Raw genomic sequence first — 23,830 nt, 5'->3', positions numbered from 1 at the left:
CATGCTGAGAGTCCTGGAAAATCCCCTGTACTATCTGGATAATTTCCAGGATGTGCTGAGCTGGATCAGCGCGCGTTACGCCGATCTGCTGAGTGCTGAAGAGACGCGCTTCATCGCCGACTTCGGCGCACTGCCGCAGCCGTCGCGCGCCCTGTTCGTGCGCCTCGTCATGCGCAAGGGTTGTTTGTTTCGCGCCAGTAAGCTCAATTATCCGGAAATCGGCGACACGCGCGCGGCCGCCCTGCCCTTGCTGGCAACAGGCTGGGTCGAGGCCGATCCGTCCATTTCGCTCGATGCACTGTTCGAGCTGCTGCTGAAAGCGGAGCTCGCCCAGGCCTTCCACCTCGACGCGCCCCTGAAAGCGGCGCGCAAGGCCGAGCAGCTGGACGCCTTGCGCGCACTGCATGCGGAAGAGAAACCGTTTTCCGCCTGGTATCCGGCCTGCACCGACGTGCTGTACCGCATCGGCCTGCAAGCGCTGTGCGACCGCCTGCGCCTGATTTACTTTGGCAATTATCACCAGGATTGGTCGGAATTCGTGCTGTCCGACCTGGGCGTGTATCAATACGAAAAAGTGGAATTCTCGCCCGCTTCGCGCGGCTTTCGCACGCGCCAGGATATCGAGCACTATGAAGTGCTGCACCAGTGCCGCGAACGCTACAACGACAGCGCGTCGGCGGACGAGGTGCTGCAGGAACTGGCGGCGCTGCCCTTGTCCGAGGACAATACCTGGCTGGCCAGCCGGCGCGACAAGCTGCGTTTCCAGATCGCCCAGCACCTGGAGAAATGCCAGGACTGGCCGGCCGCCTACCGCGCCTATGCCGATTGCCGCTATCCGGGCGCGCGGGGCCGTGCCATCCGCGTGCTGGAAAAGGATGAACAACCGCAAGCGGCCTACGAGCGCCTGACGATCGCCCTGGCCGCGCCGGAAAGCGAAGCGGAACAGCAATTGCTGCTGCGCATGGCTCCCCGTTTGCGGCGCAAGCTGGGCCATGCGAAGCAGGCGCCCAACGCGGCGGCCGCCGTCGAGCGCATCGACCTGCGGCTACCGTATCCGGAACAGGCGTGCTACGTGGAAGGGGTGGTGCGGCAACACCTGATGCGGGACGACGCGCCCGTGTATTACGTGGAAAACACCCTGATCAACTCGCTGTTCGGCCTGCTGTGCTGGCCCGCCATCTTCAAGGCCATGCCAGGCGCCTTCTTCCACCCCTTCCACCGTGGCCCGGCCGACTTGCACAGCGCCGATTTTTACCAGCGCCGCAGCCTGGATTTTGCCGCCTGCCTGGCGCAACTGGACGACGGCAGCTACCAGGCCAGCATCCGCGCCACCCTGGCCGCCAAGCACGGCATCGTCTCGCCCTTCGTCAGCTGGGACGTGCTCGACGACGGCTTGCTGGACCTGGCGCTGGCCTGCATGCCGGCCGCGCACCTGAAGAAGGCGTTCGAGCGCATCTTGCTCGACATCAAAAGCAACCGCAGCGGCTTGCCCGACCTGATCCAGTTCTGGCCGGCCGAGCGGCGCTACCGCATGATCGAGGTCAAGGGTCCGGGCGACCGCCTGCAAGACAACCAGCTGCGCTGGATCGCGTATTGCGCCGAGCACGCCATGCCCGTCAGCGTGTGCTACCTGCAATGGCAGGCGGCCGCATGAGCAGCAACACTTACACGATCGCCGTGCGCGCCCTGTGCGAATTCACGGCCAAGGTGGGCGACCTGGACTTGCGCTTCACGCCCTCGCCCACGGCGCAGGAAGGCATGGCCGGGCACGCCACCGTCACGGGCCGGCGCGACGACGATTACCAGCGCGAAATCAGCCTGTCCGGCGACTTTGGGCCTTTGCACGTGCGCGGCCGCGCCGATGGCTACGACCCGGCAAGGCGCCAGCTGGAAGAGATCAAGACCTATCGGGGCGAGCTCGACGCCATGCCCGCCAACCACCGCCAGCTGCACTGGGCGCAGGCGCGCATCTATGGCCATTTGCTGTGCCAGCAGCTGAACCTGCCCATGCTGCGCGTGGCGCTCGTGTATTTCGACGTCGCCAGCCAGAAGGAAACGGTCATGCACGAAGAATGCACGGCCGAGGCGCTGCGCATGTTCTTCGAACAGCATTGCGCGCTGTTCCTCGACTGGGCCGAGCAGGAACTGGCGCACCGTGCCAGCCGCGACGCGCAACTCAGCAGCATGGCCTTTCCGCATGCCGACTTTCGCCCGGGACAGCGCCAGCTGGCCGAAGCCATGTACAAGGCCAGCAGCCGCGGCTGCGGCTTGCTGGCGCAAGCGCCGACCGGCATCGGCAAGACGGTGGGCAGCCTGTTTCCCATGCTCAAGGCCACGGCCGCGCATGGCCTGGATAAACTGTTCTTCCTCGCCGCCAAGGTGCCGGGACGCCAGATGGCGCTCGACGCCTGCGCCATATTGAAAGATAGCGCGCCGCTACTGCCGCTGCGCGTGCTGGAACTGAGCGCCAAGAGCAGCGCCTGCGAGCATCCCGACAAAGCCTGCCACGGCGAATCGTGTCCGCTGGCCAAGGGTTTTTACGACCGCTTGCCGCTGGCGCGCGAAGTGGCGCTGGCCAGCGGCTTGATCCTCGACAAGGAAGCCGTGCGCGCCATCGCCTTGCAGCAGGGTATTTGCCCCTACTACCTGGGCATGGAGCTGGCGCGCTGGAGCGACGTCGTGATCGGCGACTACAATTACTATTTCGACCTCAGCGCCATGCTGTACGGCATGACCCTGGCCCACGACTGGAAAGTCAACGTGCTGGTCGACGAGGCGCACAATATGGTGTCGCGCGCACGCGGCATGTATTCGGCCGAGCTGGCGCAGATCGACCTGAAAATGCTGCGCAAGTTCGCGCCCGAGGCCTTGAAAAAGCCGCTGGACCGCCTCTCGCGCCAGTGGACGGCCTTACTGAAAGAGCAGGATGGCGATTACCATGTGCATCCGGCCTTGCCCGATAAATTCTTTGGCGCCCTGCAAGGCGTGGCGACGGCCATCGGCGACTACATGGCCGAGCACGCTGCCGCGCTGGACGAGGACTTGCAGCGCTTTTATTTCGACGTGCTGCTGATCAATCGCCTGGCGGAAAGCTTCGGCGCGCATTCGCTGTTCGATGTCAGCAAAACGGATACCGGTTCCACCGTCTGCATCCGCAACATCGTGCCGGCGCCGTTCTTGAAGGAGCGCTTCGCGGCCAGCCACAGCACGGCCCTGTTTTCCGCCACCCTGAGTCCGTGGAATTACTACAGCGACACCCTGGGCATGCCGGAGAACACGGCCTGGGTCGACGTGGAATCGCCGTTCCAGGCGCAGCAGCTGTCCGTGCGCGTGGCTGACGGCATTTCCACGCGCTACCAGCACCGGGCCGCCTCGCTGCTGCCCATCGCCCAGCTGATGGCGAAGCAATACGCGGAAACGCCGGGCAACTACCTGGCCTTCTTCAGCAGTTTTGACTACATGGAAAAGACGGCCACGCTGTTCGCCCAGCATTATCCGGACGTGCCCCTCTGGCAGCAGCCGCGCCGCATGGACGACGCTGCCCGCGCGCAATTCCTGGGCCGTTTCGGCCTGGACACGCGCGGCATCGGCTTTGCCGTGCTGGGCGGCGCTTTCGGCGAAGGCATCGACTTGCCCGGCGCGCGCCTGATCGGCGCCTTCATCGCCACCCTCGGTTTGCCGCAGATCAATCCCGTCAACGAGCAGATCCGCCAGCGCATGGGCGACCTCTTCGGCGCAGGCTACGACTACACGTATCTGTATCCGGGCATGCAAAAAGTGGTGCAGGCGGCAGGCAGGGTCATCCGCACGCAGTCGGACAAGGGCGTCGTCTACCTGATCGACGACCGTTTTTCCCGCCCGGAAATCCGCCAGCTCTTGCCCACGTGGTGGGATGTGCAGCTGGCGGGTGAATAATCTCTTCAGGTATTGCCGGCCCGCTTGCGCGCAACGCCGGTTTTCCGCCTTCCAGGGGACTTGGCTGGCGCAGCAAGCGCACTGTCATGGACATCGGCCTCAACTTCCTCGCCGCGCGGAAAATTCTGCAGTTCGATACGAACGCCGTTTTGCGCAACGACCGACATCTCCAATGTCATGCCCAGCGATTGCAGAAACCGGCGCAAGGTCGAGACATAGGTATCGGTACGCTTTTCCAGTTGGGAAACGGCATGCTGTTGAATCCCGAGCTCCCTGGCAACTTCCGCCTGGGTCTTGCCTACAGCTTTGCGAAAATCCGTCAATGTGGCGGCGTGCGCAATCATTTCTTGCATTTTTTCCTGGGACAAAGCGGCAATTTTTTCCTGCCGCTCGGTCGGCAGACTGTGGATGACGTCATTCAGATTTCTTCCCATGCCAAACTCCTGCTCCTAAAATCATCTATTGCCTTTGTCCGGCCTGGTGTTCGCCGCAGCCAGGTTTTTGAGGTGTTGCTCGTAGCGGACATTTGCCTTGACTAACAAATCCCTGTAAAACTTGTCCTCATCGACACCTTGCTTGGCGGCCGCAACCAGAATGACCGCTTCTCGCCTCGTATCGAAAGCAAAGACCGCACGCCAGACCTCCGCCCCGTTGTTGGCTTTGAAACGCAGCTCTTTCATGTTCGGGTGTTCAGGGTTCTTCAACGTCCCGACATGAGGCCGTCCGGCAGCCGGGCCCAGCTTCGACAGCGCATCGGCACTCGCCAGCAATTCATCCTGGACATCTATCGGCAAAGCATCAAATTCCGCATCGAAGTCGTCGTGAAACGTGACTGGCCATGTCCTCGGCGCATTCATTATCACCTTCAGATGATATCATGCCTAGATGATCAGGCATCTACACCGCAGAACATGCTAGCCCACCAGTAATCTGAGTTTTTGATACCCCGCCTTGCTCACGGGTATCCTCGTATCGTCGCGCAGGATGGCCACGTGGCTGTCTTTCGTCGCCGCCTCGATGCGGCGGATACCGTCGATATTGAGCAGGTAAGACCTGTGCACGCGCAAGAACTTGGCCGGGTCCAGCTGCGTCTCCAGCTCGCTCAAACGCTGGCTTTTCAGGTAGGACTTGCCCTCGGAACGGATGCTGATGTAATCGTCCTGCGCCTCGATATAGTCGATGCGCGCGCTGGCGATGACGTGGACTTTGGCGCCGTCGCGTATCAGCACGCGGTCCAGGGGCACTGCGCGCGCGGCCGCCTCGCGCGCCAGCGCTTGCACAGCCTCGGGCAGGCCGCGCTGGGCGCGCGCGTGGGCCAGCGCCTGGTCGAAGCGCTGTTCGCTGAATGGTTTCAGCAGATAGTCCAGGGCATGGCATTCGAACGCCTTCAAGGCATATTGATCGTAGGCCGCGACAAAGATCAAACGCGTCTTCGCGCCGATCAGCTCGGCCACTTCGAAGCCGTCCAGGCGCGGCATCTGAATGTCGAGAAACACCAGTTCGGGTTCCAGTTCGGCGATGGCCTTGACGGCGTCGAAGCCGTTGGCGCACTCGGCCACGATGTCGATATCGTCGTGGCGCGCCAGGTATTCGCGCAGCACGCCGCGCGCCAGCGCTTCATCATCGACGATGGCCACGCGCATTCTTGCCTGCCTCATGCTTCCTCCGTGTCGCCGGTCTGCGCCGGCATGGAAATCATCACTGCGAAATGGCCATCGCGCCGGCCCCAGTGCACGCTGGCCTCGTGGCCATACGCGCCGGCCAGGCGCTGGCGCACATTCTCCAGGCCCACGCCATTGCCGCGCGCCGGCCCCTGATCCGTATCCACAGGATTGCGCACGGCGATCTGCAGCAGGCTACCCGCGCGCCGCACCTCGATGGCGATCAGGCCGCCCTCCGTCAAGCCGCAGAGTCCATGCTTGACGGCATTTTCCACCAACGGCTGTATCAGCATGGGTGGCAGCAGACAGGCCAGCGCGGCCGCGTCGATACTCTCCGCCACTTGCAGGCGTTCGCCGAAACGCACTTGCTCGATGGCGAGAAAATGGCGGATCAGCACCAGTTCCTGCTCCACGGTAATGTGCTTGTGCGCTTCCAGGCTCAGGCTCTGGCGAAAGAAACTGGCCAGCTGCAGCGTCATCTGGCGCGCACCCACCACATCGATAGACGTCAAGGCGCTGATGGAGTTCAGGCTGTTGAACAGGAAATGCGGATCGATCTGCGTGCGCAGCATGCGCAGTTGCGCTTCCTGCGCCATCAGCTGCGCTTCCAGCCCCCGCTGCTCGGCCATCCTGGCGCGCACGAATTCGAGCAGCAGATAATGCACGGCGGCGGCCAGGCAGTACAGCAGCGCGCCCAGGCCGAAGAACAGGGCCAGCAGCGATGGCGTCAGGTTCACGCCCAGCCAGCGCAGCTCCGGCAACAGGCTGACGCTGTTCAGAAATTGCAGCAAGGTGGCCCACAGCAAGCCCGCGAACAGGGCCGCCACGCCCATCACGCCGGCGATGGCGAGCGGATGGCGGGCGTGCAAGGGATAGGCGCGGCACAGGTAGAACGCGGAAAAACCCGAACCGATCGCATACACGAGCGTGGCGGGCACCACCAGCACGACGGCATTGAGCCAGGGCGCGTGGGCCACCCGGGCCAACATCAAGGCCAGGCCCAGGCCCAGCGCGAGGCAGACCAGGAACACCACCACGGCACCGCGCCGCTGCGACAAGGGCCCCGACATGCGCGCCTAGTTGCGGATTTCCAGGCCGCCCATGATGGCGTAGCCCGTCACGTACAGGCGCTTGGCCTGGTTCGGCGGCACGATGGTCTTTTCCTCGAAGCCGCCAAGGATGGGCGTGCCCTGCAGCACCACGCTCCAGTCGGGCGGGATCTTGATGGTGACGCCGCCGCACAGGGCAAATACGTTGAGCACGGCTTCGCCTTCGATCGAGGCCTGGCGCAAGTCGATTTCGCAGCCAGCCATGATGACGTTGATGTCGCCGCCCCGGAAGCGCTGCGACGACACGCGCCGCACATAGCCGCCGAGGATGGCCGTCACTTCGATGACGCTGTCATCGTCCGCCTGGGTACCGGCGCCGGGCGCCGCAGTGGCATCGGCCGTGTCCTTGTCCAGCGACACGGCGCCATTCCTGGCCTGGCCGAACGACTCAGGTGCAGCGCTTCCATCTTGCTGCGCGGCAAAGCGCCGGCGGCGCTGGCGCTGCTGTGCGCCGGGCAGGGACTTCGACACCACGGCCACGCCGGCGGCAATGATCAGCAGGGGCCACAACAAGTCCCAGTTCATGTAGAAAATGCCCATGTGCTTGAGAGTCCAGGCCACGCCCAGCAGCACCAGCATGCCGCCCAACAAATAACCGTTCGCGCTGCGGCTTTGCGACAGTTTCAGCAGGCCAAACACGATCAGCACCGTGGGCCAGAAGCGGAAGGTGTAGCGCACATCGATGAAACCGAGGTTATCGAGCAGGAACAGCAGCCCCAGGCCGATGACGATGACGCCCAGCACGATCTGCGATGGCGAGTGCAGCGGCGGTTTATTTTTCATGCTCGGACTCCCGGTAGGCAATAAAATGTTTGTTCAACAGCGGTTCCAGCACGAGGCCCACGCCCCAGGCGATCAGCAAGGCGGGCCAGCTATTGTAGAAATTCAAGTTCCACAGTTCTTCATACGACACATACCACCAGGCGGCGAAGAAGATCAGCCACAAGCCACTCAGTACCTGCTTGGCGGACACGGGCGTGAGCAGTTTGTTGAGGCCGAAGACGACCAGTATCAGCGGCCAATAATGCCATAGTGCATAGTAATCGCGAAGATAGATCACATCGAGCCGGTCCAGCAGGATGACGGCGCCGATGGCGATCAGCAGCACGCCCCACAGCAGCTGGGTACGGCGGCAATAAGCTGGTTCAGGTTTCACGGTCCCCCCTTGAAGTTGGTTGATCGTAAAGATACGCGGATTTCGGGCGCGCGAACACACCGCTTCGGCGAATGGCGGACAGGCGGCGGTGAATGGCGCGGCGGCGCAAACGACAGGCAAAAAAAAGACCGGCTAGGCCGGCCTTGAAGGGGTTCGCAGTACACACCGCGACCTGGAGTTGCAGTGCGCCACCGCAAGGCGCACACGCGCCGGCGGTGGAAATCTGGTGCCGATCCTTGAGGCGACCGGCTGACCTGCTGGAAGATCGAACATGCCGCCAACTTCACGGCAGTGCGTCTCAACCAAGCGTAGCCATCATACTCCTGATCGCCATGCAGCACCGTTCGCTAGCGCACACTGATGGTGTTTTGCTGAGCTGCATCAAACGGCGCTGGCGTGCGGCAGCTTGAGCATGTCGTGCTGGATCCAATCGAGCACGGACGGCCCTTGCGGCTGCCAGCCCAGCAGCTTGCGCCCCCGCTCGCCGCGCACGCGGCTGTTGGAACCGAGGCCGTAGGACGCCATCTCGTAGCCCCATTCGGCGATGGCTTCCGGCAGCGGCCAGTCCTGCGCGGGACCCAGGTCCAGTGCGCTGGCGATGGCGGCCGTCATGTCGCGGAACGCCGCTTCGCCCGCTTCGACGAAATAAAACGTGCCGGCCGGGGATTTTTCCAGCGCCAGCAAGTACAGGCTGACGACGTCGTCGATATGCACGTTGGACCAGATGTTGCGGCCCGGCCCCACGTGGCGCACGATGCCGCTCTTGCGCGCCTGCTTGAGCAAACGGGGCAATTGCACGCTGTCGCGCGGCAAGGCGCCATGGCCGTAGATCAGGGTATTGCACAGCACGCTGGCGCGCACGCCCTGCTGCGCACCGGCCAGCACCAGGTCATCGATGGCGACCCGGGCGGCCTTGTCGGCCGTGGGCGCCGGCAGCTGGTCTTCATAATAAATCTGCTGCGTGCCCTCGCCGCCCGAGGCGTCGCCCACGATGGACGAGCCGCTCGTGTGGAGGAAAGGTTTGTCGCTGCCAGCCAGCGCTTCCAGGATGGCTTCGACGGCGCCGCGGTGGTCGCTGCTGGCCGCATTGATGACGGCATCGGCCGCCTTCGCCTGCGCGATGACCAGCTCGCGGTCGTTCAACTCGCCCTGCACGCCCAACACACCGATCTTGGCCAGCTCGGCCACCTGTTCCGGTTTGCGCACGAGGCCCGTCACCTGATGGCCGGCACGCACGAGGCCCGCCGCGATGGAACTGCCGATGAAACCCGCCGCACCTGTCAAAAACACTTTCATGCCGTGGACGCCAAACAAAACCTGCTGCGCGTCGCGCTTTGCGGCCTGCGATGCTCACCGTGCTCTAGCACGGTTGCGCTTCTTAGCCACAAATCATCGCCGCTCGCTACGGTTTTGTTAGGCGTCGTTCCTCCTTTGTAAGTTCAGATCGATTGTGATCAGTCCGACAAAGTATGCGCGGTTTCCGCCTTCGCAAAAAGCAGCCGCACAGCAAAAGATCTATGACTTCGGCGCAACAATCTTCTGCTTGAGCTGCAGGGCGGCGACATAGCGACTCCGGTAAGTCGGATCTTCCGGCGTCAACAGGGTCAGCCGGTCGCGCGCGCGGGTGGCGGCCACATAGAAACGGTTCTCCTCTTCCAGCGGGTCGGTCTTGCTGCGCGGGAATTCATCGACGGCCAGGTAGGGCAGAATCACGTGGTTGTATTCGAGGCCCTTGATCTGGTCGATGCAGGCAATCACCAGTTTAGCCTTGCCGGTCGACACCGTCACGGCGTCTTCCATCTCGCCCAGCCAGCCGGCAAAGCCGCCCAGCGCCACGCCCGCTTCGCGGCAGACGGCGATGAAACCGTGCAGGGACCGGGCGACGACCCGCGCCTGCGCCGGGTCGACATAGATGCGGCGCGCCGTCTGTTCCAGCTGCATCAGGCCAAAGATGTGCTGCAGCGCGTCGCCGGCCAGGGCGTCGGGGGGCAGCGCGCGCAGGTAGTCGACGGCGGCCAGGGTCAGCGCCGCCTTGTCCTGGTTCTGCGACTTGGCCAGCTGGTTCGTCAGGAAGCCTTCCAGCAAGTCCGGATAGTTGGCCACGTCGGCCTTGGCTTGCTGGAGTTCACCGCGCGTAAACGGGATTTCCGCGAAGGCCACCAGGGCTTCGAGGATCTCGCCGCGGCGTGGACCGCTCTTGATCGCATGCAAATCCTTGCGGGCGATGGCGACCATGCCGCGCAACATCAGCACTTCCAGGCTCAGCAGATAGCTGTTCATGTCCACCAGTCCATACGCGATGCCGCTCTGGAACAGCGCCGTTTCCACGCGGATGGCCTGGTCGCGGTCGCGCAGCAAGATGGCCGTCGTGCCCGCATGCGCGTGCTCCAGCGCCGCGATCAGCTGGGCGCTGCACGCCTGCGGCTGCGCATGGTCGTACTCGAGCACGTCGATAGGGGTGGCGCGCGACAGGGCCGACACGCTGGCCTTGTTTTTCAGCACGCCCACGGCCTGCGCCAGCTGCGGGCCGTAGCGGTAGGACGCCGTCAGCGGCAGGCGCTGCAAGGCCGGGAACTCCTGCTCGAAGCGCTGGCGCAGGAAACGGTGGTCGGCCCCCGACCATGTATAGATGACCTGGTCCTTGTCGCCCGCGCCGCAAAAGAATGCGTTGCCACGGCGTATCAGCATGGTCAGCAGCCGGAACGACGCCTCGTTCAAGTCGTGCAATTCATCGGCCACGATGATCTGGAAGGCGGGCAATTGCTGGCGTAGCGGCTCGTCGCCGTCGAGCATGCGCACCAGGTCGTAGGTGGCGTCGAACGGCGCGCGGAACTGGATATCGCCCGTGTCGGCGCCGCGCAAGCCTTCGTATTCGCGCAGCCACAGATAATGCGTGCGCGACATGCCCAGCAGCTCCAGATTGTCGTCCAGGGAATTGCTCTCGAAGTCAGGATTCTGGAAATCCAGGCGCGCCTTGGTGCGCAACTGCAACTTCAGGAACTCGGCAATCGCCCCGTTGGTCGTATTGATTTCCAGCGGGTAGCGGTGGGCATACTTTTCCGACACGACTTCCAGTGCTTCCCAGGCCACGGGGCGCAGCTCTTCATCGCTGCGCATGGACGCCACCTGCATGTTTTCCAGCTGCGACAGCACCTTGGCGGCAAAGGCGTCGAAGGTGTCGATGGTCAGGCGCTTGACGACACCGAGCGGCACGCCCACTTCCAGCAGGCGCTGGCGCAGGGCCACCCTCGCCGCTTCCGTAAACACCAGGGCCAGCATGCGTTCGGGCGCGCGGCCACGGTGCAGCGCCTCGGCCAGGCGCAGGGCCAGGGTCGTCGTCTTGGCCGCGCCGGCATTGGCGTCGACCAGCACCACTTTCTTTTGCGCCGTCTGGATGGCGACTTGTTCCGGCGTGGGCGTGATGCGTTTGGGAATGAACTGCGGGGCGTTATCTGTACTCAAGGGTATCCTGACATGATGTCTGTTCTCGGCGCGCTACCAGGCGCAAGTGCGCAGGCCGGCAAAGATGTCGCCGCGCTCGGGCGCGTGGAAGGCGCGCATGCGCGCCGAATGCAGGCGCGGCGGCGTGGCGAAGGCGGCGCCGCGCAACACCTGGTGCTGCATGAAATACGGCGCCGAATATTCGCGCCACGCATCCGGCGCAAAGCCCGGATACGGCTCGAACGGCGTCGCCGTCCACTCCCACACCTGCCCCCAGTGAAAGCGCGGGTGGCCGGACAGCGCAGCATACTCCCATTCCGCCTCGCTGGCCAGGCGGCGCCCCACCCAGGCGCAGTACGCCTGCGCCTCATACAGATTGATGTGGCGCACGGCTTCATTCGGCGGCAAGGTCGTGCGCTGGCCGAAGCGCATGGTGCGCCACTGCGTCGCTTCGCGCAGCCAGTACAGGGGCGACGAGCGCTCCTGGCGCATCAGCCAGGCGCTGCCGGCCGCGCTCCAGAACTGGCGGTTCTGGTAGCCGCCGTCGGCGACAAAATCGGCATACTGGGCGTTGGAGACGGCGCAGGCATCGATGGAAAACGGCGCCACGTAGCAGCGGTAGGGCGGCGATTCATTGTCGAAGGCAAAACCGGCCCCACGCGGCGAGCCCAGTTCGATGGTGCCGCCTGGAAAGGCGATCTGCCCCGCGCCCGGCGGCAAGGCGGGGCTGGCCGCCAGGGACTCGGGAGCTTCCAGGCCCAGCCATTGCAATCCGGCCAGCATTTCCTCGCCACACAAGTCTTCATGCGCCAAGGCCAGCCGGTATGGCGCCAGCGCGCCGTCGACATTGGCTTCGCGCGACAGTTTATCCAGCACCCGGTCGAGCACTTCGTGGCAATACGTCTTCACGGCGCCCGGGCTGGGCAGTTCCAGCTTCCAGCGCGCGCGCTGCTCCACCATGTTGGCGTCGAACAGGTCGTCCCCGCGCGTCAGCAGGGAGTTATAAATGGCGTCGGCCGGATGGCTGGAAGCGGCTTCGCGCAGGATGAACCACTCGGCAAACCAGGCGACGTGCGCGAGTTGCCACAAGGGCGGATTGAGGCGCGGATGACGGGGCAAGCCGGCCACCACGTCCAGGCCGGCGGTGACGTAGCAGTCGAACAGGGAAAGCGTATCCTGGCGCGCGGACTGCAGCGACTGGGCCAGTTGCTGCGCGCCGGCGTGGCGAAAAGAGGTGTTGATTAAAGTCATGACCTGATTGTAACGACTTATGCCAGGCTTGCACCAGTCGCACGGGAAACAGGGGGAGGCCCCCTGCCCTGGCCTACTTGACCAGCAGCTCGCCCTGCAGCGGCGCGACGACGGATTTGGGCATGCTGACGATGAAGCTGCTGCCCTTGTCGGCCACGGACTGGATGGCCAACGTCCCGCCATGGCGCAGCAGCACGTGCTTGACGATGGCCAGGCCCAGGCCCGTGCCCTGGGTTTCGCGCGAGCGGCTCTTGTCGACGCGGTAGAAACGTTCCGTCAGGCGCGAGATATGTTCCTGGCTGATGCCGATGCCCGTGTCTTGCGCGATGAATTGCGGGCCGGCCGGGCCATCCTGCCAGCGCAGGGTGATGGTGCCGCCGGCCGGCGTGTAGCGCACGGCGTTCGAAGCCAGGTTGCCGAAGGCGCTATACAGCTCGTCATAGCTGCCCAGCACGTCGGGACCGTTGCATTCCATCGTCACGTCATGCTTGCCTGCCGATAAGCCCTTGGCGTCGCGCAAGACTTGCTGCATCAGCTTTTTGATATCCACGGGTTCGGGGCGCAGCGGGTAGTCGACCGATTCCAGGCGCGACAGGGTCAGCATGTCCTCGATCAGATGCTGCATGCGGTGGCCCTGCTCCGTCATCAGCTTGAGGTGGGCGGCGCGCGTGGCGGCGTCCAGGTCCAGCTCGGCGGAAGCGATTTCCAGGAAGCCGACGATGACCGTCAGCGGCGTGCGCAGTTCGTGCGAGGCGTTGGCGATGAAGTCGCGGCGCATCATTTCGATGCGCTCCGTTTCCGTCACGTCGTGCGTGACGAGGATCTGGCGGCGGTTCTCGAACGGAATGATCTGCACGATCAGCTTGCGATTGCGGAAGGTGATCGTCAGCGGCTGGTCGTAGCGGCCCAGGATGATGTAATCCATGAACTCGGGACTGCGGATCAGGTTGGTCACGCGCATGCCCTTGTCGCGCTCGTGCGTGAGGCCCAGGTGCTTCTCGGCGGCGGGGTTGCACCATTCGAGGAACAGCACGTCGTCCATGATGACGACGCCATCGGGCAGCAGGTGCATGGCCTGGCGGAAACGCGCCAGCCATTCCGTCAGCTCGGCCTGGTTTTTCTCGTCGTCGCGGCGCATGCGGTACAGGCGCGCGAAGATGCTGGTCCAGGCGCCCCAGCCGTCGGGCAGCTTGGCGCTTTGCGGATTGTCCAGCCAGTTACTCAGCTGGAACAGATACGACAGCTGCACGAACACCATCATGGCCATCAGCACGAAGGCGATGCCCAGCGCATACGTGGCGCCAAACAGATACCAGACGACGGCCACGCCCAGCAGCGCCAGCACCATGCGCAGGGCGGCCGGTACCCAGAACAGCAATTTCGGATTCATAGAGGCCAGCTTTATTTTTCAGACAACATGTAGCCAACGCTGCGCACCGTCTTGATCAGGCTCTCCGCCTCTTTCAAGGCTTTGCGCAAGCGCAATACGTGGACATCGACCGTGCGTTCCTCGATCACCACATGGTCGCCCCACACCTTGTCGAGCAGCTGGCTGCGCGAGAACACGCGTTCAGGATGGGCCAGCAGGAATTTCAGCAGCTTGTATTCGGCGTGGCCGATATCGATCTTCTGCTCATCCATCATCACGGTGCAGCTGACGGGGTCCAAGGCCACGTTGCCGGCGCGCATGGGCGCCTGCGCGTGTTCCGGACTCTTGCGTCGCAGCAAGGCCTTGGCGCGGGCCAGCAGCTCGCGCGGCGAGAACGGCTTGGTGACGTAATCGTCGGCCCCGCTGTTCAAGCCGGCCAGCTTGTCCTCTTCCATGCTCTTGGCAGTGAGCATGATGACGGGAATGGCGGCGAAATTGCGGTCGGCGCGGATGCGCGACAGCAGGCGCAAGCCCGTCTGGTCCGGCAACATCCAGTCCAGCAGGATCAGGTGCGGCGTGCGGTGCTGGATGAATTCCCAGGCATCGGCGACGTTTTGTACGGAACAGCAATTCCAGCCGGATTCGCGCAGCGAATAGGTCACCAGTTCAACGATGGCCGGCTCATCTTCAACAATCAATACCGTGGTTTTATCAGATGCCATAAAGCTTACTCAGGGAGCTCCTCGGAAATGGCGGGAGCGGCCACCTTGGTGTGGCGGATGTCCTTGCCTTCAACCACGTAGATCACATATTCGGCGATGTTTTTCGCATGGTCGCCGATCCGTTCGATGGCCTTGGCCACCCACAGGGTGTCGAGCGCCGCCGAAATCGTGCGCGGGTCTTCCATCATAAAGGTTATCAAGTTGCGCATGATAGACCGAAACTCGTGGTCGATGATGGCATCTTGCGCAATTAATTGTAAGGCCTGCTTGCCATCGTTGCGCGCGAATGCGTCCAGGGCGTCGTGCAGCATGTCGGTGGCCGTGTTGGCAATGCCGCGCACCATCTCGTAATGGTTGACGACGCCGTTGCCGCGCTTGTGCAGGTTCTTCGCCACGCGGGCGATCTTGGTCGCCTCGTCGCCTACGCGCTCGAGGTCGGTAATCACCTTGATGGTGGCCATGATGGTGCGCAAGTCGTTGGCGGCCGGCTGGCGGCGCACGATCAGATGGCTGCAGGCGTCGTCCAGCGACACTTCGAGCTGGTTGACGACGTCGTCTTCGCGCATCACGCGGTCGGCGCGCTCGGCATTGCCGATGCGAAAGCACGTCATCGCGTCGAGGAACTGGGTTTCAACGATGCCGCCCATCAGGAGCACTTTCGAGCGGATCGCTTCGAGTTCGTTGTCGTATTGCTTGGATGAATGTTCGCCTATCATGCCGTCTCTCCGTATTCAGTTGTCTTGTATATATATGGCTATGCGGGTGGATCAGCCGAAGCGGCCCGTGATGTAATCCTGCGTTTCCTTGCGGGCCGGATTCATGAAGATCTGGTCCGTTTCGCCGAATTCCACCAGCTCGCCCAGGTACATATAGGCCGTGTAGTCGGAGCAGCGCGCCGCCTGCTGCATATTGTGCGTCACGATGGCGATCGTGTAATCCTGTTTCAGTTCGCTGATCAGCTCTTCCACTTTCGACGTCGAGATCGGGTCCAGCGCCGAGGTCGGCTCATCGAGCAGCAAGACGTCCGGCTTGACGGCCACGCCGCGCGCGATGCACAAACGCTGCTGCTGGCCGCCCGACAGCGACAGGCCGCTCTTGGTCAGCTTATCCTTGACTTCGCCCCACAGCGCCGCCTTTTTCAGGGCCCACTCGACGCGCTCGTCCATCTCGCCCTTCGACAGGTCTTCATACAGGCGCACGCCGAAAGCGATGTTGTCGTACACGGACATGGGGAACGGCGTCGGCTTCTGGAACACCATGCCGACCTTGGCGCGCAGCATGTTGACGTCCTGGTCGGCGTCGAGCACGTTGCGGCCGCGGTACAGGATGGAGCCTTCCGCGCGCTGGCCCGGATACAGGTCGTACATGCGGTTCAGGGTGCGCAGCAGGGTTGACTTGCCGCAACCGGACGGGCCGATGAAGGCCGTGACCTTCTTTTCGTGAATGTCCAGGTTGACGTTATGCAAGCTTTGCGTTTTGCCGTAAAAAAAGTTCAGGCCCGAAATCTCGATGGTTTTTTTCTTTGGCGCCAAATCTTGGGCTGGATTCATTTGCGTATTCATAGGGGTTCGCTTCGCTCGGTATCTGTTTAATGTGGGACTTTTTGGCTGAACACGGTGCGCGACAGGATATTTAAGGCCAGCACGCTGAAGGTGATCAGCAGTGCGCCGCCCCATGCCAGCGAGCGCCAGTTGTCGTACGGGCTCATCGCAAACGATGCGATGACGGACGGCAAGTTGGCCATCGGCGCATTCATGTTGAAGCTTTGGAACTGGTTATTCAGGGCCGTGAACAGCAGCGGCGCCGTTTCGCCGGCGATGCGGGCCAAGGCCAGCAGGACGCCCGTGATGACGCCCGCCTTGACGGCGCGCAAGCGCACCAGGGTGGCGACCTTCCAGCGCGGTGCGCCGAGGGCAAACGCGGCTTCCAGCAGGCTGTTCGGCACCAGGCGCAGCATATTGTCCGTCGTGCGCACCACTACCGGCACGGCGATCAGCGACAGGGCGATGGCGCCCGCGTAACCGGAGAAGTGTTTTACATGGGCCACGTACAGCGCATACACGAACAGGCCGATGACGATCGATGGCGCCGACAGCATGATGTCGGTGACGAAGCGCGTCACTTGCGCCAGCTTGTTTTCTTCGCCGTATTCGGCCAGGTAGATGCCGGCCAGGATGCCGATCGGGGTGCTGACGACCGTGGCCAGGCCCACCATCAGGGCGCTGCCGACGATGGCATTGATCAGGCCGCCGCCATCGCTGCCCGGGGCCGGCGTCGTTTGCGTGAACAGGTCGACGGACAAGGCGCCGAAACCCTTGATCACCAGGGTGAACAGGATCCACACGAGCACGGCCAGGCCCAGGGCCATGGCGGCCACCGACAGGGCGATGCCGACGCGGTGCATCAACAGGCGCTTGCGGTAGACGGGGTTCATGGCCGGCTTGGCCGGAACGTCGAGAGTGCTTACTTGGCTCATTTCGTGCCTTCCTTGCGGGACATGCCAGCCAGCATCAGCTTGGCGGCGGATAAGACGATAAAGGTGATGACAAACAGGATCAGGGCCAGCGAGAACAGCGAGGACACGTGCAGCGCCGATTGCGCTTCGCCGAATTCGTTCGCCAGCAAGGAGGTGATGCTGTTACCGGCGGCAAACAACGACCACGACAGTTTATTCGCGTTGCCGATGACGAAGGTCACGGCCATGGTCTCGCCCAGCGCGCGGCCCAGGCCCAGCATGACGCCGCCGACGACGCCGGTCTTGGTGTATGGCAAGACGATCTTGCGCACCACTTCCCAGCGCGTGCAGCCCAGGCCGTAGGCCGATTCCTTCAGCACGGCGGGCACGATCTCGAACACGTCGCGCATCACGGAAGCGATGAAGGGGATGATCATGATGGCCAGCACCAGGCCGGCCGTCAGCAGGCCGATGCCCATCATGGGGCCGCTGAACAGCTGGCCGATGACGGGGACGTTGCCCAGGGTGGCTTTCAGCAGGGGCTGGACGTGGTCGGCGAACAGGGGCGCGAAGACGAACAGGCCCCAGATGCCGTAGATGATCGATGGCACGCCGGCCAGCAGCTCGACAGCCGTGCCCAGCGGGCGGCGCAGCCAGGCCGGGCAGATTTCCGTGAGGAACAGGGCGATGCCGAAGCTGACGGGGAAGGCGATCAGCAGGGCGATGACGGACGTCACCAGGGTGCCGATGATGGGGATCAGGGCGCCGTACTGGTCATTGACGGGGTCCCATTCGGCGGACACGATGAAATGCAGGCCGAAGGTCTTGAAGGCCGGTATCGATTCCATGATCAGCGAAATGATGATGCCGACCAGGACGATCAGCACCGACAGGGCGAACAGCATCGTCACCTTGTGGAACAGGAAATCCTGGATGCGCTGCTTGCGCATGGTGGAGAGCATTTTCGCGTGACTGATGGAATCGGTCATGGTGCCGCCTGGCATGGGGATCGTGGTGGAGGTAGATTGTGCGCTCATATTGTGCCAGATGTGGGTGGTACTGCCGGTGTCGCTATTTTGAACTCTTGTTTTATTGTTGCTTCTTTAGCCAGGACCGTCTGCAAGGGCTTGCGGGCGGTCCTGGCTAACTCCCTGCCCCGCCGTGCTGCTGGCGGGGACAAGGATGGATATTGCTGTATTCAGACTATCGGATTAGTAGATCGACTTGCCCGATGCATCTTTCAGATTGGCTTTCCACGACTCTTGCACCAGTTTCACGACCGATGCCGGCATCGGCACGTAGTCCAGTTCGACGGCAGCAGGGCCGCCGTTCTTGTAGGCCCAGTCGAAGAATTTCAGGACTTCCTTGGCCTTGGCTGCGTCAGCCTGGACTTTGTGCATCAGGATGAACGACACGCCCGTGATCGGCCAGCTGTTCTTGCCGGCCTGGTCGGTCAGGACCACGCCGAAGCCTGGGGTTTGCGTCCAAGGTGCGGAAGCGGCCGCTGCCTTGAAGTTGTCGTCGTCAGGCTGCAGGAAGTTGCCGTCCTTGTTTTGCAGCTGGGTGTGCGACATCTTGTTTTTCTTGGCGTAAGCCCACTCGACGTAGCCGATCGAACCCTTGATACGCTGTACGTTGGCGGCGACGCCTTCGTTACCCTTGCCGCCCACGCCCACGGCCCATTTCACAGCCGAGCCAGCGCCGATTTTCGATTTGAATTCCGGATTGGTTTTCGACAGGAAGTCGGTGAACAGGAAGGAGGTGCCCGAACCGTCGGCGCGGTGCACCACGGTGATTTCCGTGTCCGGCAGCTTGACGCCCGTGTTCAGCGCGGCGATTTCAGGCGCGCTCCACTTGGTGATCTTGCCCAGGTAGATGTCGCCAACGACTTTACCCGTCATTTTCAGCTGGCCTGGGGTCACGCCGTCGAGGTTGACGATGGTGACCACGCCGCCCATGATGGCCGGGAACTGCATCAGGCCCGCTTCTTCCAGCTCTTCCGCCTTCAACGGCATGTCCGAAGCGCCGAATTCAACAGTCTTGGCCTTGATTTGCTTGATGCCGGCGCCGGAACCGACGGACTGGTAGTTCAGGCCGTTGCCCGTGTTGGCTTTGTAGGTTTCAGCCCATTTGGCGTAGATCGGGTACGGGAAGGTTGCACCAGCACCTGTCATATCTGCCGCCATGACGGAAGCGGAAGAAAATGCCATCGCTGCCGAAGCACCCACGACGATAAATTTGAACATTTGCTTCATTTGCATATCAAGTCCTCAGGGTTGTTAGGGCTCAAAGTCCCGGTTGAATGCTGCGCAGTCTAGCAAGCGAATATGACAGCTTTATGACATGCGCCACATTTCATGAAATATTTGCCTACGCCCGGGAAAGTGCCATTTTCAGGGCCGCAAATGACATCCGCGCCGGCGCTTTATGACAGAATATGTCACGGCCATGTCATATTTCATGATTACACTCATTGCGCGTCATACAAGTAAAAATACCGCTAGAATTAATCATCTGCAAAGACAAAAGAATATGAAACCTGAACTGCACACGGAAGTGACCAAATCGGGCATCCTGCTTGACCGCGAGCTGTCGCAACTGACTTTCAACCGGCGCGTGATGGCCCAGGCGGAAGACCCGAACATTCCGCTGCTCGAGCGCCTGCGCTACCTGTGCATCGTCAGCAGTAACATGGATGAGTTCTTCGAGGTGCGCGTGGCCAGCCTGCTGGCGGCCGGCAGCATCGGCGGTTCGCTGGCCGGCCACCCTGCCCTGGCGGCCAACCTGGAGCGCATCGGCAAGGAATGCCACGCGCTGGTGGAACGCCAGTACGAGATATTAAATAACGACGTCTTGCCGGCCCTGCGCGAAGCGGGCGTGCATTTGCTGCGCGACAGCGACCGCAACGAGGCGCAGCGCGCCTGGGTCAAGCAGTATTTCGACCGCGAAGTGCGCCCCCTGCTGACGCCGATCGGCCTCGACCCGGCCCATCCGTTCCCGCAAGTCGTCAATAAAAGCCTCAATTTCATCGTCTCGCTGAGTGGCAAGGATGCGTTCGGCCGCGGCACGGCGATCGCCATCGTCAAGGCGCCCCGCGTCTTGCCACGCGTCATCAAGCTGCCGGACGAGATTTCCGGTGATGGCGTGTCCTTCTGTTTATTGTCATCCGTCATCCATGCGCACATTTCCGACCTGTTCGCCGGACGCGAGGTGATTGCCTATTCGCAATTCCGCGTCACGCGCGACAGCGACCTGTGGGTGGACGAAGACGAAGTCAAGAATTTGCGCCAGGCCCTGAAGGGCGAGCTGGTGGGGCGCCAGTTCGGCACTTCCGTGCGCCTGGAAGTGGCGCGCAATTGCCCACCAGAATTGTCGCAATTCCTGCTCGACCAGTTCAACCTCGATCAGAGCCGCCTGTACCGCGTCAACGGCCCCGTGAATCTGGTGCGCCTGTCGGAAATGATCGACCACGTCAAGCAGCCGGAACTGCGCTTCCCGCCGTTTTTCCCTGGCCTTGCGCATAAAGCCATCGGCAACGACATCTTTGCCGCCCTGACCAAGCACGACATCCTGCTGCACCACCCCTACCAGTCGTTCCAGACGGTGATCGACTTCATCCGCAGCGCCGCCTACGACCCGTCCGTCGTGGCCATCAAGCAGACGATCTACCGCACGGGCATGAACTCGGACCTGATGGAGTCGCTGATCACGGCGGCGAAGATGGGCAAGGAAGTGACCGTCATCGTGGAATTGATGGCGCGTTTCGACGAAGAAGCCAATATCAATTGGGCCGACAAGCTGGAACAGGCCGGCGCGCAAGTCGTATATGGCGTCGTGGGACTGAAAACCCATGCCAAGGTGGCGCTCGTCATCCGCCGCGAGGAAGGCTCCTTGCGCTTCTACGCCCACTTGGGCACCGGCAACTACCACCCCACCACCACCAAGCTGTACACGGACTTCGGCTTGCTGACGGCCAAGCAAGACCTGGCGGTGGAAGTCAATGAAGTCTTCATCCACCTGACCAGCCTGACCAAGCCGCATAACCTGAACCATTTGTGGCTGGCGCCGTTCGGCCTGCAAAGCGAGATCATCAAGGCCATCCGCAACGAGGCGAAGATCGCCCGCTCGGGCCGGCGCGGGCGCATCATCGTGAAAGTCAACGCGCTGGTGGACGAATCCGTGATCCGCGCCCTGTATGCGGCCTCGACCGATGGCGTGAAGATCGACCTGATCGTGCGCGGCGCCTGCACCCTGAAGCCGGGCGTGCCTGGCCTGTCGGAAAACATCAAGGTGCGCTCCGTGATCGGCCGCTTCCTCGAACATAGCCGCATTTATTATTTCCGCAACGACCTGGCGCACGATGTCTACCTGGCCAGCGCCGACTGGATGAGCCGCAACCTGTTCCGCCGCGTGGAAGTGGCTTTCCCCGTGCTGGACCGGGCGCTGAAACGGCGCGTGATCGCCGAGGGCCTGAACCCGTATTTGAAGGATAATACGAATGCATGGGAACTGGAGCCGACGGGCCAGTACGCGCGCCGCAAGCCGCGCGGCAAGCAGACGCCATTCAGCGCCCAGCAATATTTGATGCACACACTGGGCACGCCGGGCGCGGAGGTCGGCGAATAGGCAATTCTACACACAGGAGCACAACATGGATCTCATCTTGTGGCGACACGCGGAAGCCGAGCCGGGCGTCCCCGACCTCGAACGCGCCCTGACAGTCAAAGGCCAGAAACAGGCGCGCCGCATGGGGGAATGGCTGGCGTCGCAACTACCGGAAAACTGCCGCATCCTCGTCAGCCCCGCCCTGCGCACCCTGCAAACGGCCGAAGCGCTGGGCCGCAAGTTCAAGCTGATGCCGGAACTGGCGCCCGGAGCCGAGGCGGAAGACATCCTCAAGGCGGCCAACTGGCCCGCCGGCAAGGAAACCGTGCTCATCGTCGGCCACCAACCCACCCTGGGCCAGGCCGCCGCCCTGCTGCTGACGGGCGAGGAGCAGGAATGGGAAATGCGCAAGGCCAGCGCGTGGTGGTTTTCCCAGCGCGAGCCAGGCGACCCGATCAGCGTTTATCTGAAGGCCGTGATGGCGCATGACCTGGTGGTGAAATAAGGGAAATGCGCAAAAAGTGCGCTGGGACAAATACTGGCAGGAATTACAACTCGGCGGCCTTGCAAAGCGCTGCCGATCTGCTAGAGTTTAATTGCATCAACTACGTGTTGGAGCGCTGCTCTGGCACATTGAGCAACCCAGCGGACGGCCGTCCAACGGCGGCTGAAAGACCATGTTAACCTTCCTCGTTTTTCTCTTCATCGCCATCTTCGCCGCCATCATCGGCTTCGTCGCCTTTGAACTGATCGAAGAAATGCGCGGCAGTCACCATAAGCTGATGGACCGCTACCACGAGTAGCGTTCACCTCGGCACTATCGCATGGCGCCAGCGACGGCCTACCGGTCCGTCTCTCGCGCCATCGTCATGTTTACACGCCCGTTTTGAATTTCGTATAGATGCGCGTCATCAAGCGGCGGATATCGGCCGTGGTCGCTTCCGGTGCGGCCATGCGCTGCTTGTCGGCGTCCGACAGGAAGATGGCCTTGTTCTCGCCGATGTCCTTGCGTACATATTTGATGCTGGCCGGATTCGGATTCGCGTAGAACACCTTGTTGCTCAGGCTGGCATGCACTTGCGGACGCAGGATGTAGTTGATGAACAGATGCGCATTGTTCGGGTGCGGCGCATCGGCCGGGATGGCCATGGTGTCGAACATCAGGGCGGCCGTCTTCGGCACCAGCACCTGGATCACATTGCCGTTTTTCGCATCAATGGCGCGCTGGCGCGCGATATTGATGTCGCCCGACCAGCCCAGCGCCACGCAGACGGAGCCGTTGGCCATGTCATTGATGTAGCCGGACGAGCTGAACAGCGTCACGTAGGGGCGAATCGCCTGCAGCACCTTGCCCGCTTCCTGGTAGTCGGCGGCCGTTTTCGAGTATGCGGGCTTGCCCAGGTATTGCAGCGCGGCCGGCAGCACTTCCGACGGCGAGTCGAGGAAGGACACGCCGCACGATTTCAGCTTGGCCGCATATTTCGGGTCGAACACCAGGTCCCAGGCGTTGTCGGGCATGGCCATGCCGCCCAGCGCGGCCTTGACCTTGTTGACGTTGATGCCCACCGTCGTGTAGCCCCACAGCCAGTCGACCAGGTAATCGTTGTTCGGGTCGATCTTCGCCAGCTTGGCTTGCAGGCTGGGGTCCAGGTTGCCCAGGTTCGTCAGCTTGCTCTTGTCGAGCTTGCGCAACAGGCCCGCATCGATCTGCAGGCGCGCCCACTGGGCCGTCGGCACGACGATGTCATAGCCTGACTTGCCCGCCACCAATTTCGCATTGAGGATTTCATTGTTATCAAAAACATCATAACGGACCTTGATGCCCGTTTCCTTCTCGAAATTCTTGATCGTGTCGTCGCCGATATAATCGGACCAGTTGTAGATGTTCAGGACCTTCTCTTCCTGGGCATGGGCAGGCAATGCCAGCACGGCTGCCGCCAAGGTCAATCCCAGTCCAATGCGCCGCCCTGCTTGCCATGTGTGTGCCATCGTGCCGCCTCCGGAATTAGTCAGAAAATAGTGACGATGATAGCAAGAAGGGCGCGATCAGGTCCAGCCTGATCGCGCCCTTGCTAAGATTCAACCCAAAAGCAAAGACCGGGGTCGGACCCTGAGGGTCCGACCCCAGCCTTTCGCCGCTGGGGTC

General features: G+C 62.4%; 22 protein-coding genes. 5 read left to right on the top strand and 17 right to left on the bottom strand.

What is annotated here, in order from left to right; genetic code table 11:
* Position 1: 1 nt before the first annotated feature.
* Both J0O65_RS14395 and J0O65_RS14390 read left to right on the top strand, forming a co-directional pair.
* Positions 2-1,654 (top strand): VRR-NUC domain-containing protein, encoded by a 1,653-nt coding sequence (locus J0O65_RS14395; RefSeq protein WP_215407711.1) that lies wholly within the window; start codon positions 2-4, stop codon positions 1,652-1,654.
* Positions 1,651-3,915, top strand: coding sequence for an ATP-dependent DNA helicase (locus J0O65_RS14390; RefSeq protein ID WP_215407710.1), 2,265 nt, complete (start codon positions 1,651-1,653; stop codon positions 3,913-3,915). The genes J0O65_RS14395 and J0O65_RS14390 overlap by 4 nt, the downstream gene beginning before the upstream one ends.
* Positions 3,916-3,920: 5 nt before the next feature.
* On the opposite strand, the gene J0O65_RS14385 is transcribed toward J0O65_RS14390, so the two are convergent.
* The 16 genes from J0O65_RS14385 to pstS all read right to left on the bottom strand — a co-directional run bounded on the left by J0O65_RS14385 (position 3,921) and on the right by pstS (position 19,340).
* Entirely contained in the window at positions 3,921-4,349 is a 429-nt protein-coding gene (locus J0O65_RS14385) for an XRE family transcriptional regulator (protein ID WP_215407708.1), read from the bottom strand.
* Positions 4,350-4,370: 21 nt separating this feature from the next.
* A complete protein-coding gene (locus J0O65_RS14380) occupies positions 4,371-4,772 on the bottom strand; it encodes a type II toxin-antitoxin system RelE/ParE family toxin (RefSeq protein ID WP_215407706.1) in 402 nt (133 codons plus the stop codon).
* Between the two features lie 57 nt (positions 4,773-4,829).
* The gene (locus tag J0O65_RS14375; protein WP_215408530.1) at positions 4,830-5,558 is read right to left on the bottom strand and encodes a LytR/AlgR family response regulator transcription factor; all 729 of its coding nucleotides are present in this window, start codon (positions 5,556-5,558) and stop codon (positions 4,830-4,832) included.
* 11 nt (positions 5,559-5,569) lie between these two features.
* The gene (locus J0O65_RS14370) at positions 5,570-6,646 is read right to left on the bottom strand and encodes a sensor histidine kinase (RefSeq protein WP_215407704.1); all 1,077 of its coding nucleotides are present in this window, start codon (positions 6,644-6,646) and stop codon (positions 5,570-5,572) included.
* Between the two features lie 6 nt (positions 6,647-6,652).
* Positions 6,653-7,468, bottom strand: coding sequence for a LiaI-LiaF-like domain-containing protein (locus J0O65_RS14365; RefSeq protein ID WP_215407702.1), 816 nt, complete (start codon positions 7,466-7,468; stop codon positions 6,653-6,655).
* Complete coding sequence (locus J0O65_RS14360) at positions 7,458-7,841, bottom strand: LiaF transmembrane domain-containing protein (protein ID WP_353056195.1); 384 nt, start codon at positions 7,839-7,841, stop codon at positions 7,458-7,460. The genes J0O65_RS14365 and J0O65_RS14360 overlap by 11 nt, the downstream gene beginning before the upstream one ends.
* 381 nt (positions 7,842-8,222) lie before the next feature.
* Positions 8,223-9,137, bottom strand: coding sequence for an NAD-dependent epimerase/dehydratase family protein (locus tag J0O65_RS14355; RefSeq protein WP_215407697.1), 915 nt, complete (start codon positions 9,135-9,137; stop codon positions 8,223-8,225).
* Positions 9,138-9,356: 219 nt separating this feature from the next.
* Positions 9,357-11,303 (bottom strand): UvrD-helicase domain-containing protein, encoded by a 1,947-nt coding sequence (locus J0O65_RS14350; RefSeq protein ID WP_215407695.1) that lies wholly within the window; start codon positions 11,301-11,303, stop codon positions 9,357-9,359.
* Positions 11,304-11,336: 33 nt separating this feature from the next.
* Positions 11,337-12,533, bottom strand: a complete 1,197-nt coding sequence (senA, locus tag J0O65_RS14345; protein WP_251373761.1) for a selenoneine synthase SenA — start codon at positions 12,531-12,533, stop codon at positions 11,337-11,339.
* A 73-nt stretch (positions 12,534-12,606) separates the two neighbouring features.
* A complete protein-coding gene (phoR, locus tag J0O65_RS14340; RefSeq protein WP_215407693.1) occupies positions 12,607-13,923 on the bottom strand; it encodes a phosphate regulon sensor histidine kinase PhoR in 1,317 nt (438 codons plus the stop codon).
* 11 nt (positions 13,924-13,934) lie between these two features.
* Positions 13,935-14,624: a response regulator gene (locus J0O65_RS14335; RefSeq protein WP_034755074.1), complete on the bottom strand. Its 690-nt coding sequence runs from the start codon at positions 14,622-14,624 to the stop codon at positions 13,935-13,937.
* A 5-nt stretch (positions 14,625-14,629) separates the two neighbouring features.
* Positions 14,630-15,340 carry a phosphate signaling complex protein PhoU gene (phoU, locus tag J0O65_RS14330; protein ID WP_034755071.1) on the bottom strand — a complete coding sequence of 237 codons (711 nt, stop codon included), beginning with the start codon at positions 15,338-15,340 and terminating at the stop codon, positions 14,630-14,632.
* Positions 15,341-15,391: 51 nt separating this feature from the next.
* Positions 15,392-16,174 carry a phosphate ABC transporter ATP-binding protein PstB gene (gene pstB, locus J0O65_RS14325; protein ID WP_373631409.1) on the bottom strand — a complete coding sequence of 261 codons (783 nt, stop codon included), beginning with the start codon at positions 16,172-16,174 and terminating at the stop codon, positions 15,392-15,394.
* 38 nt (positions 16,175-16,212) lie between these two features.
* Positions 16,213-17,100, bottom strand: coding sequence for a phosphate ABC transporter permease PstA (pstA, locus tag J0O65_RS14320; RefSeq protein ID WP_215407691.1), 888 nt, complete (start codon positions 17,098-17,100; stop codon positions 16,213-16,215).
* On the bottom strand, positions 17,097-18,068 hold the full coding sequence (pstC, locus tag J0O65_RS14315) for a phosphate ABC transporter permease subunit PstC (protein WP_215408528.1): 972 nt from the start codon (positions 18,066-18,068) through the stop codon (positions 17,097-17,099). The genes pstA and pstC overlap by 4 nt, the downstream gene beginning before the upstream one ends.
* 222 nt (positions 18,069-18,290) lie before the next feature.
* Positions 18,291-19,340, bottom strand: a complete 1,050-nt coding sequence (gene pstS, locus J0O65_RS14310) for a phosphate ABC transporter substrate-binding protein PstS (protein ID WP_215407690.1) — start codon at positions 19,338-19,340, stop codon at positions 18,291-18,293.
* Between the two features lie 271 nt (positions 19,341-19,611).
* Here pstS and ppk1 point away from each other — a divergent pair, with 271 nt between their 5' ends.
* The 3 genes from ppk1 to J0O65_RS28130 all read left to right on the top strand — a co-directional run bounded on the left by ppk1 (position 19,612) and on the right by J0O65_RS28130 (position 22,487).
* Complete coding sequence (ppk1, locus tag J0O65_RS14305) at positions 19,612-21,705, top strand: polyphosphate kinase 1 (protein WP_215407689.1); 2,094 nt, start codon at positions 19,612-19,614, stop codon at positions 21,703-21,705.
* A gap of 25 nt (positions 21,706-21,730) precedes the next feature.
* A complete protein-coding gene (sixA, locus tag J0O65_RS14300) occupies positions 21,731-22,189 on the top strand; it encodes a phosphohistidine phosphatase SixA (protein ID WP_152254430.1) in 459 nt (152 codons plus the stop codon).
* Positions 22,190-22,361: 172 nt separating this feature from the next.
* Positions 22,362-22,487 carry a hypothetical protein gene (locus J0O65_RS28130; RefSeq protein WP_254926692.1) on the top strand — a complete coding sequence of 42 codons (126 nt, stop codon included), beginning with the start codon at positions 22,362-22,364 and terminating at the stop codon, positions 22,485-22,487.
* A gap of 70 nt (positions 22,488-22,557) precedes the next feature.
* On the opposite strand, the gene J0O65_RS14295 is transcribed toward J0O65_RS28130, so the two are convergent.
* The gene (locus tag J0O65_RS14295; protein WP_215407686.1) at positions 22,558-23,673 is read right to left on the bottom strand and encodes a polyamine ABC transporter substrate-binding protein; all 1,116 of its coding nucleotides are present in this window, start codon (positions 23,671-23,673) and stop codon (positions 22,558-22,560) included.
* Positions 23,674-23,830 lie beyond the last annotated feature (157 nt).

It is taken from the genome of Janthinobacterium sp. JC611 (genome assembly GCF_018682595.1).
Classification (GTDB): Bacteria; Pseudomonadota; Gammaproteobacteria; order Burkholderiales; family Burkholderiaceae_D; genus Janthinobacterium.
Note: the sequence above shows the minus strand (reverse complement) of the source record. Positions and strands in the feature narration are given on the sequence as shown.

Coding starts and splice junctions, on each gene's coding strand:
- phoU (WP_034755071.1), bottom strand. CDS start 15,340: ATGATAGGCGAACATTCATCCAAGCAATACGACAACGAACTCGAAGCG.
- phoR (WP_215407693.1), bottom strand. CDS start 13,923: ATGAATCCGAAATTGCTGTTCTGGGTACCGGCCGCCCTGCGCATGGTG.
- senA (WP_251373761.1), bottom strand. CDS start 12,533: ATGACTTTAATCAACACCTCTTTTCGCCACGCCGGCGCGCAGCAACTG.
- pstC (WP_215408528.1), bottom strand. CDS start 18,068: ATGACCGATTCCATCAGTCACGCGAAAATGCTCTCCACCATGCGCAAG.
- J0O65_RS28130 (WP_254926692.1), top strand. CDS start 22,362: ATGTTAACCTTCCTCGTTTTTCTCTTCATCGCCATCTTCGCCGCCATC.
- J0O65_RS14370 (WP_215407704.1), bottom strand. CDS start 6,646: ATGTCGGGGCCCTTGTCGCAGCGGCGCGGTGCCGTGGTGGTGTTCCTG.
- pstS (WP_215407690.1), bottom strand. CDS start 19,340: ATGCAAATGAAGCAAATGTTCAAATTTATCGTCGTGGGTGCTTCGGCA.
- J0O65_RS14365 (WP_215407702.1), bottom strand. CDS start 7,468: ATGAAAAATAAACCGCCGCTGCACTCGCCATCGCAGATCGTGCTGGGC.
- pstB (WP_373631409.1), bottom strand. CDS start 16,174: ATGAATCCAGCCCAAGATTTGGCGCCAAAGAAAAAAACCATCGAGATT.
- J0O65_RS14390 (WP_215407710.1), top strand. CDS start 1,651: ATGAGCAGCAACACTTACACGATCGCCGTGCGCGCCCTGTGCGAATTC.
- J0O65_RS14295 (WP_215407686.1), bottom strand. CDS start 23,673: ATGGCACACACATGGCAAGCAGGGCGGCGCATTGGACTGGGATTGACC.
- pstA (WP_215407691.1), bottom strand. CDS start 17,100: ATGAGCCAAGTAAGCACTCTCGACGTTCCGGCCAAGCCGGCCATGAAC.
- J0O65_RS14380 (WP_215407706.1), bottom strand. CDS start 4,772: ATGAATGCGCCGAGGACATGGCCAGTCACGTTTCACGACGACTTCGAT.
- J0O65_RS14355 (WP_215407697.1), bottom strand. CDS start 9,137: ATGAAAGTGTTTTTGACAGGTGCGGCGGGTTTCATCGGCAGTTCCATC.
- J0O65_RS14395 (WP_215407711.1), top strand. CDS start 2: ATGCTGAGAGTCCTGGAAAATCCCCTGTACTATCTGGATAATTTCCAG.
- J0O65_RS14375 (WP_215408530.1), bottom strand. CDS start 5,558: ATGCGCGTGGCCATCGTCGATGATGAAGCGCTGGCGCGCGGCGTGCTG.
- sixA (WP_152254430.1), top strand. CDS start 21,731: ATGGATCTCATCTTGTGGCGACACGCGGAAGCCGAGCCGGGCGTCCCC.
- J0O65_RS14335 (WP_034755074.1), bottom strand. CDS start 14,624: ATGGCATCTGATAAAACCACGGTATTGATTGTTGAAGATGAGCCGGCC.
- ppk1 (WP_215407689.1), top strand. CDS start 19,612: ATGAAACCTGAACTGCACACGGAAGTGACCAAATCGGGCATCCTGCTT.
- J0O65_RS14385 (WP_215407708.1), bottom strand. CDS start 4,349: ATGGGAAGAAATCTGAATGACGTCATCCACAGTCTGCCGACCGAGCGG.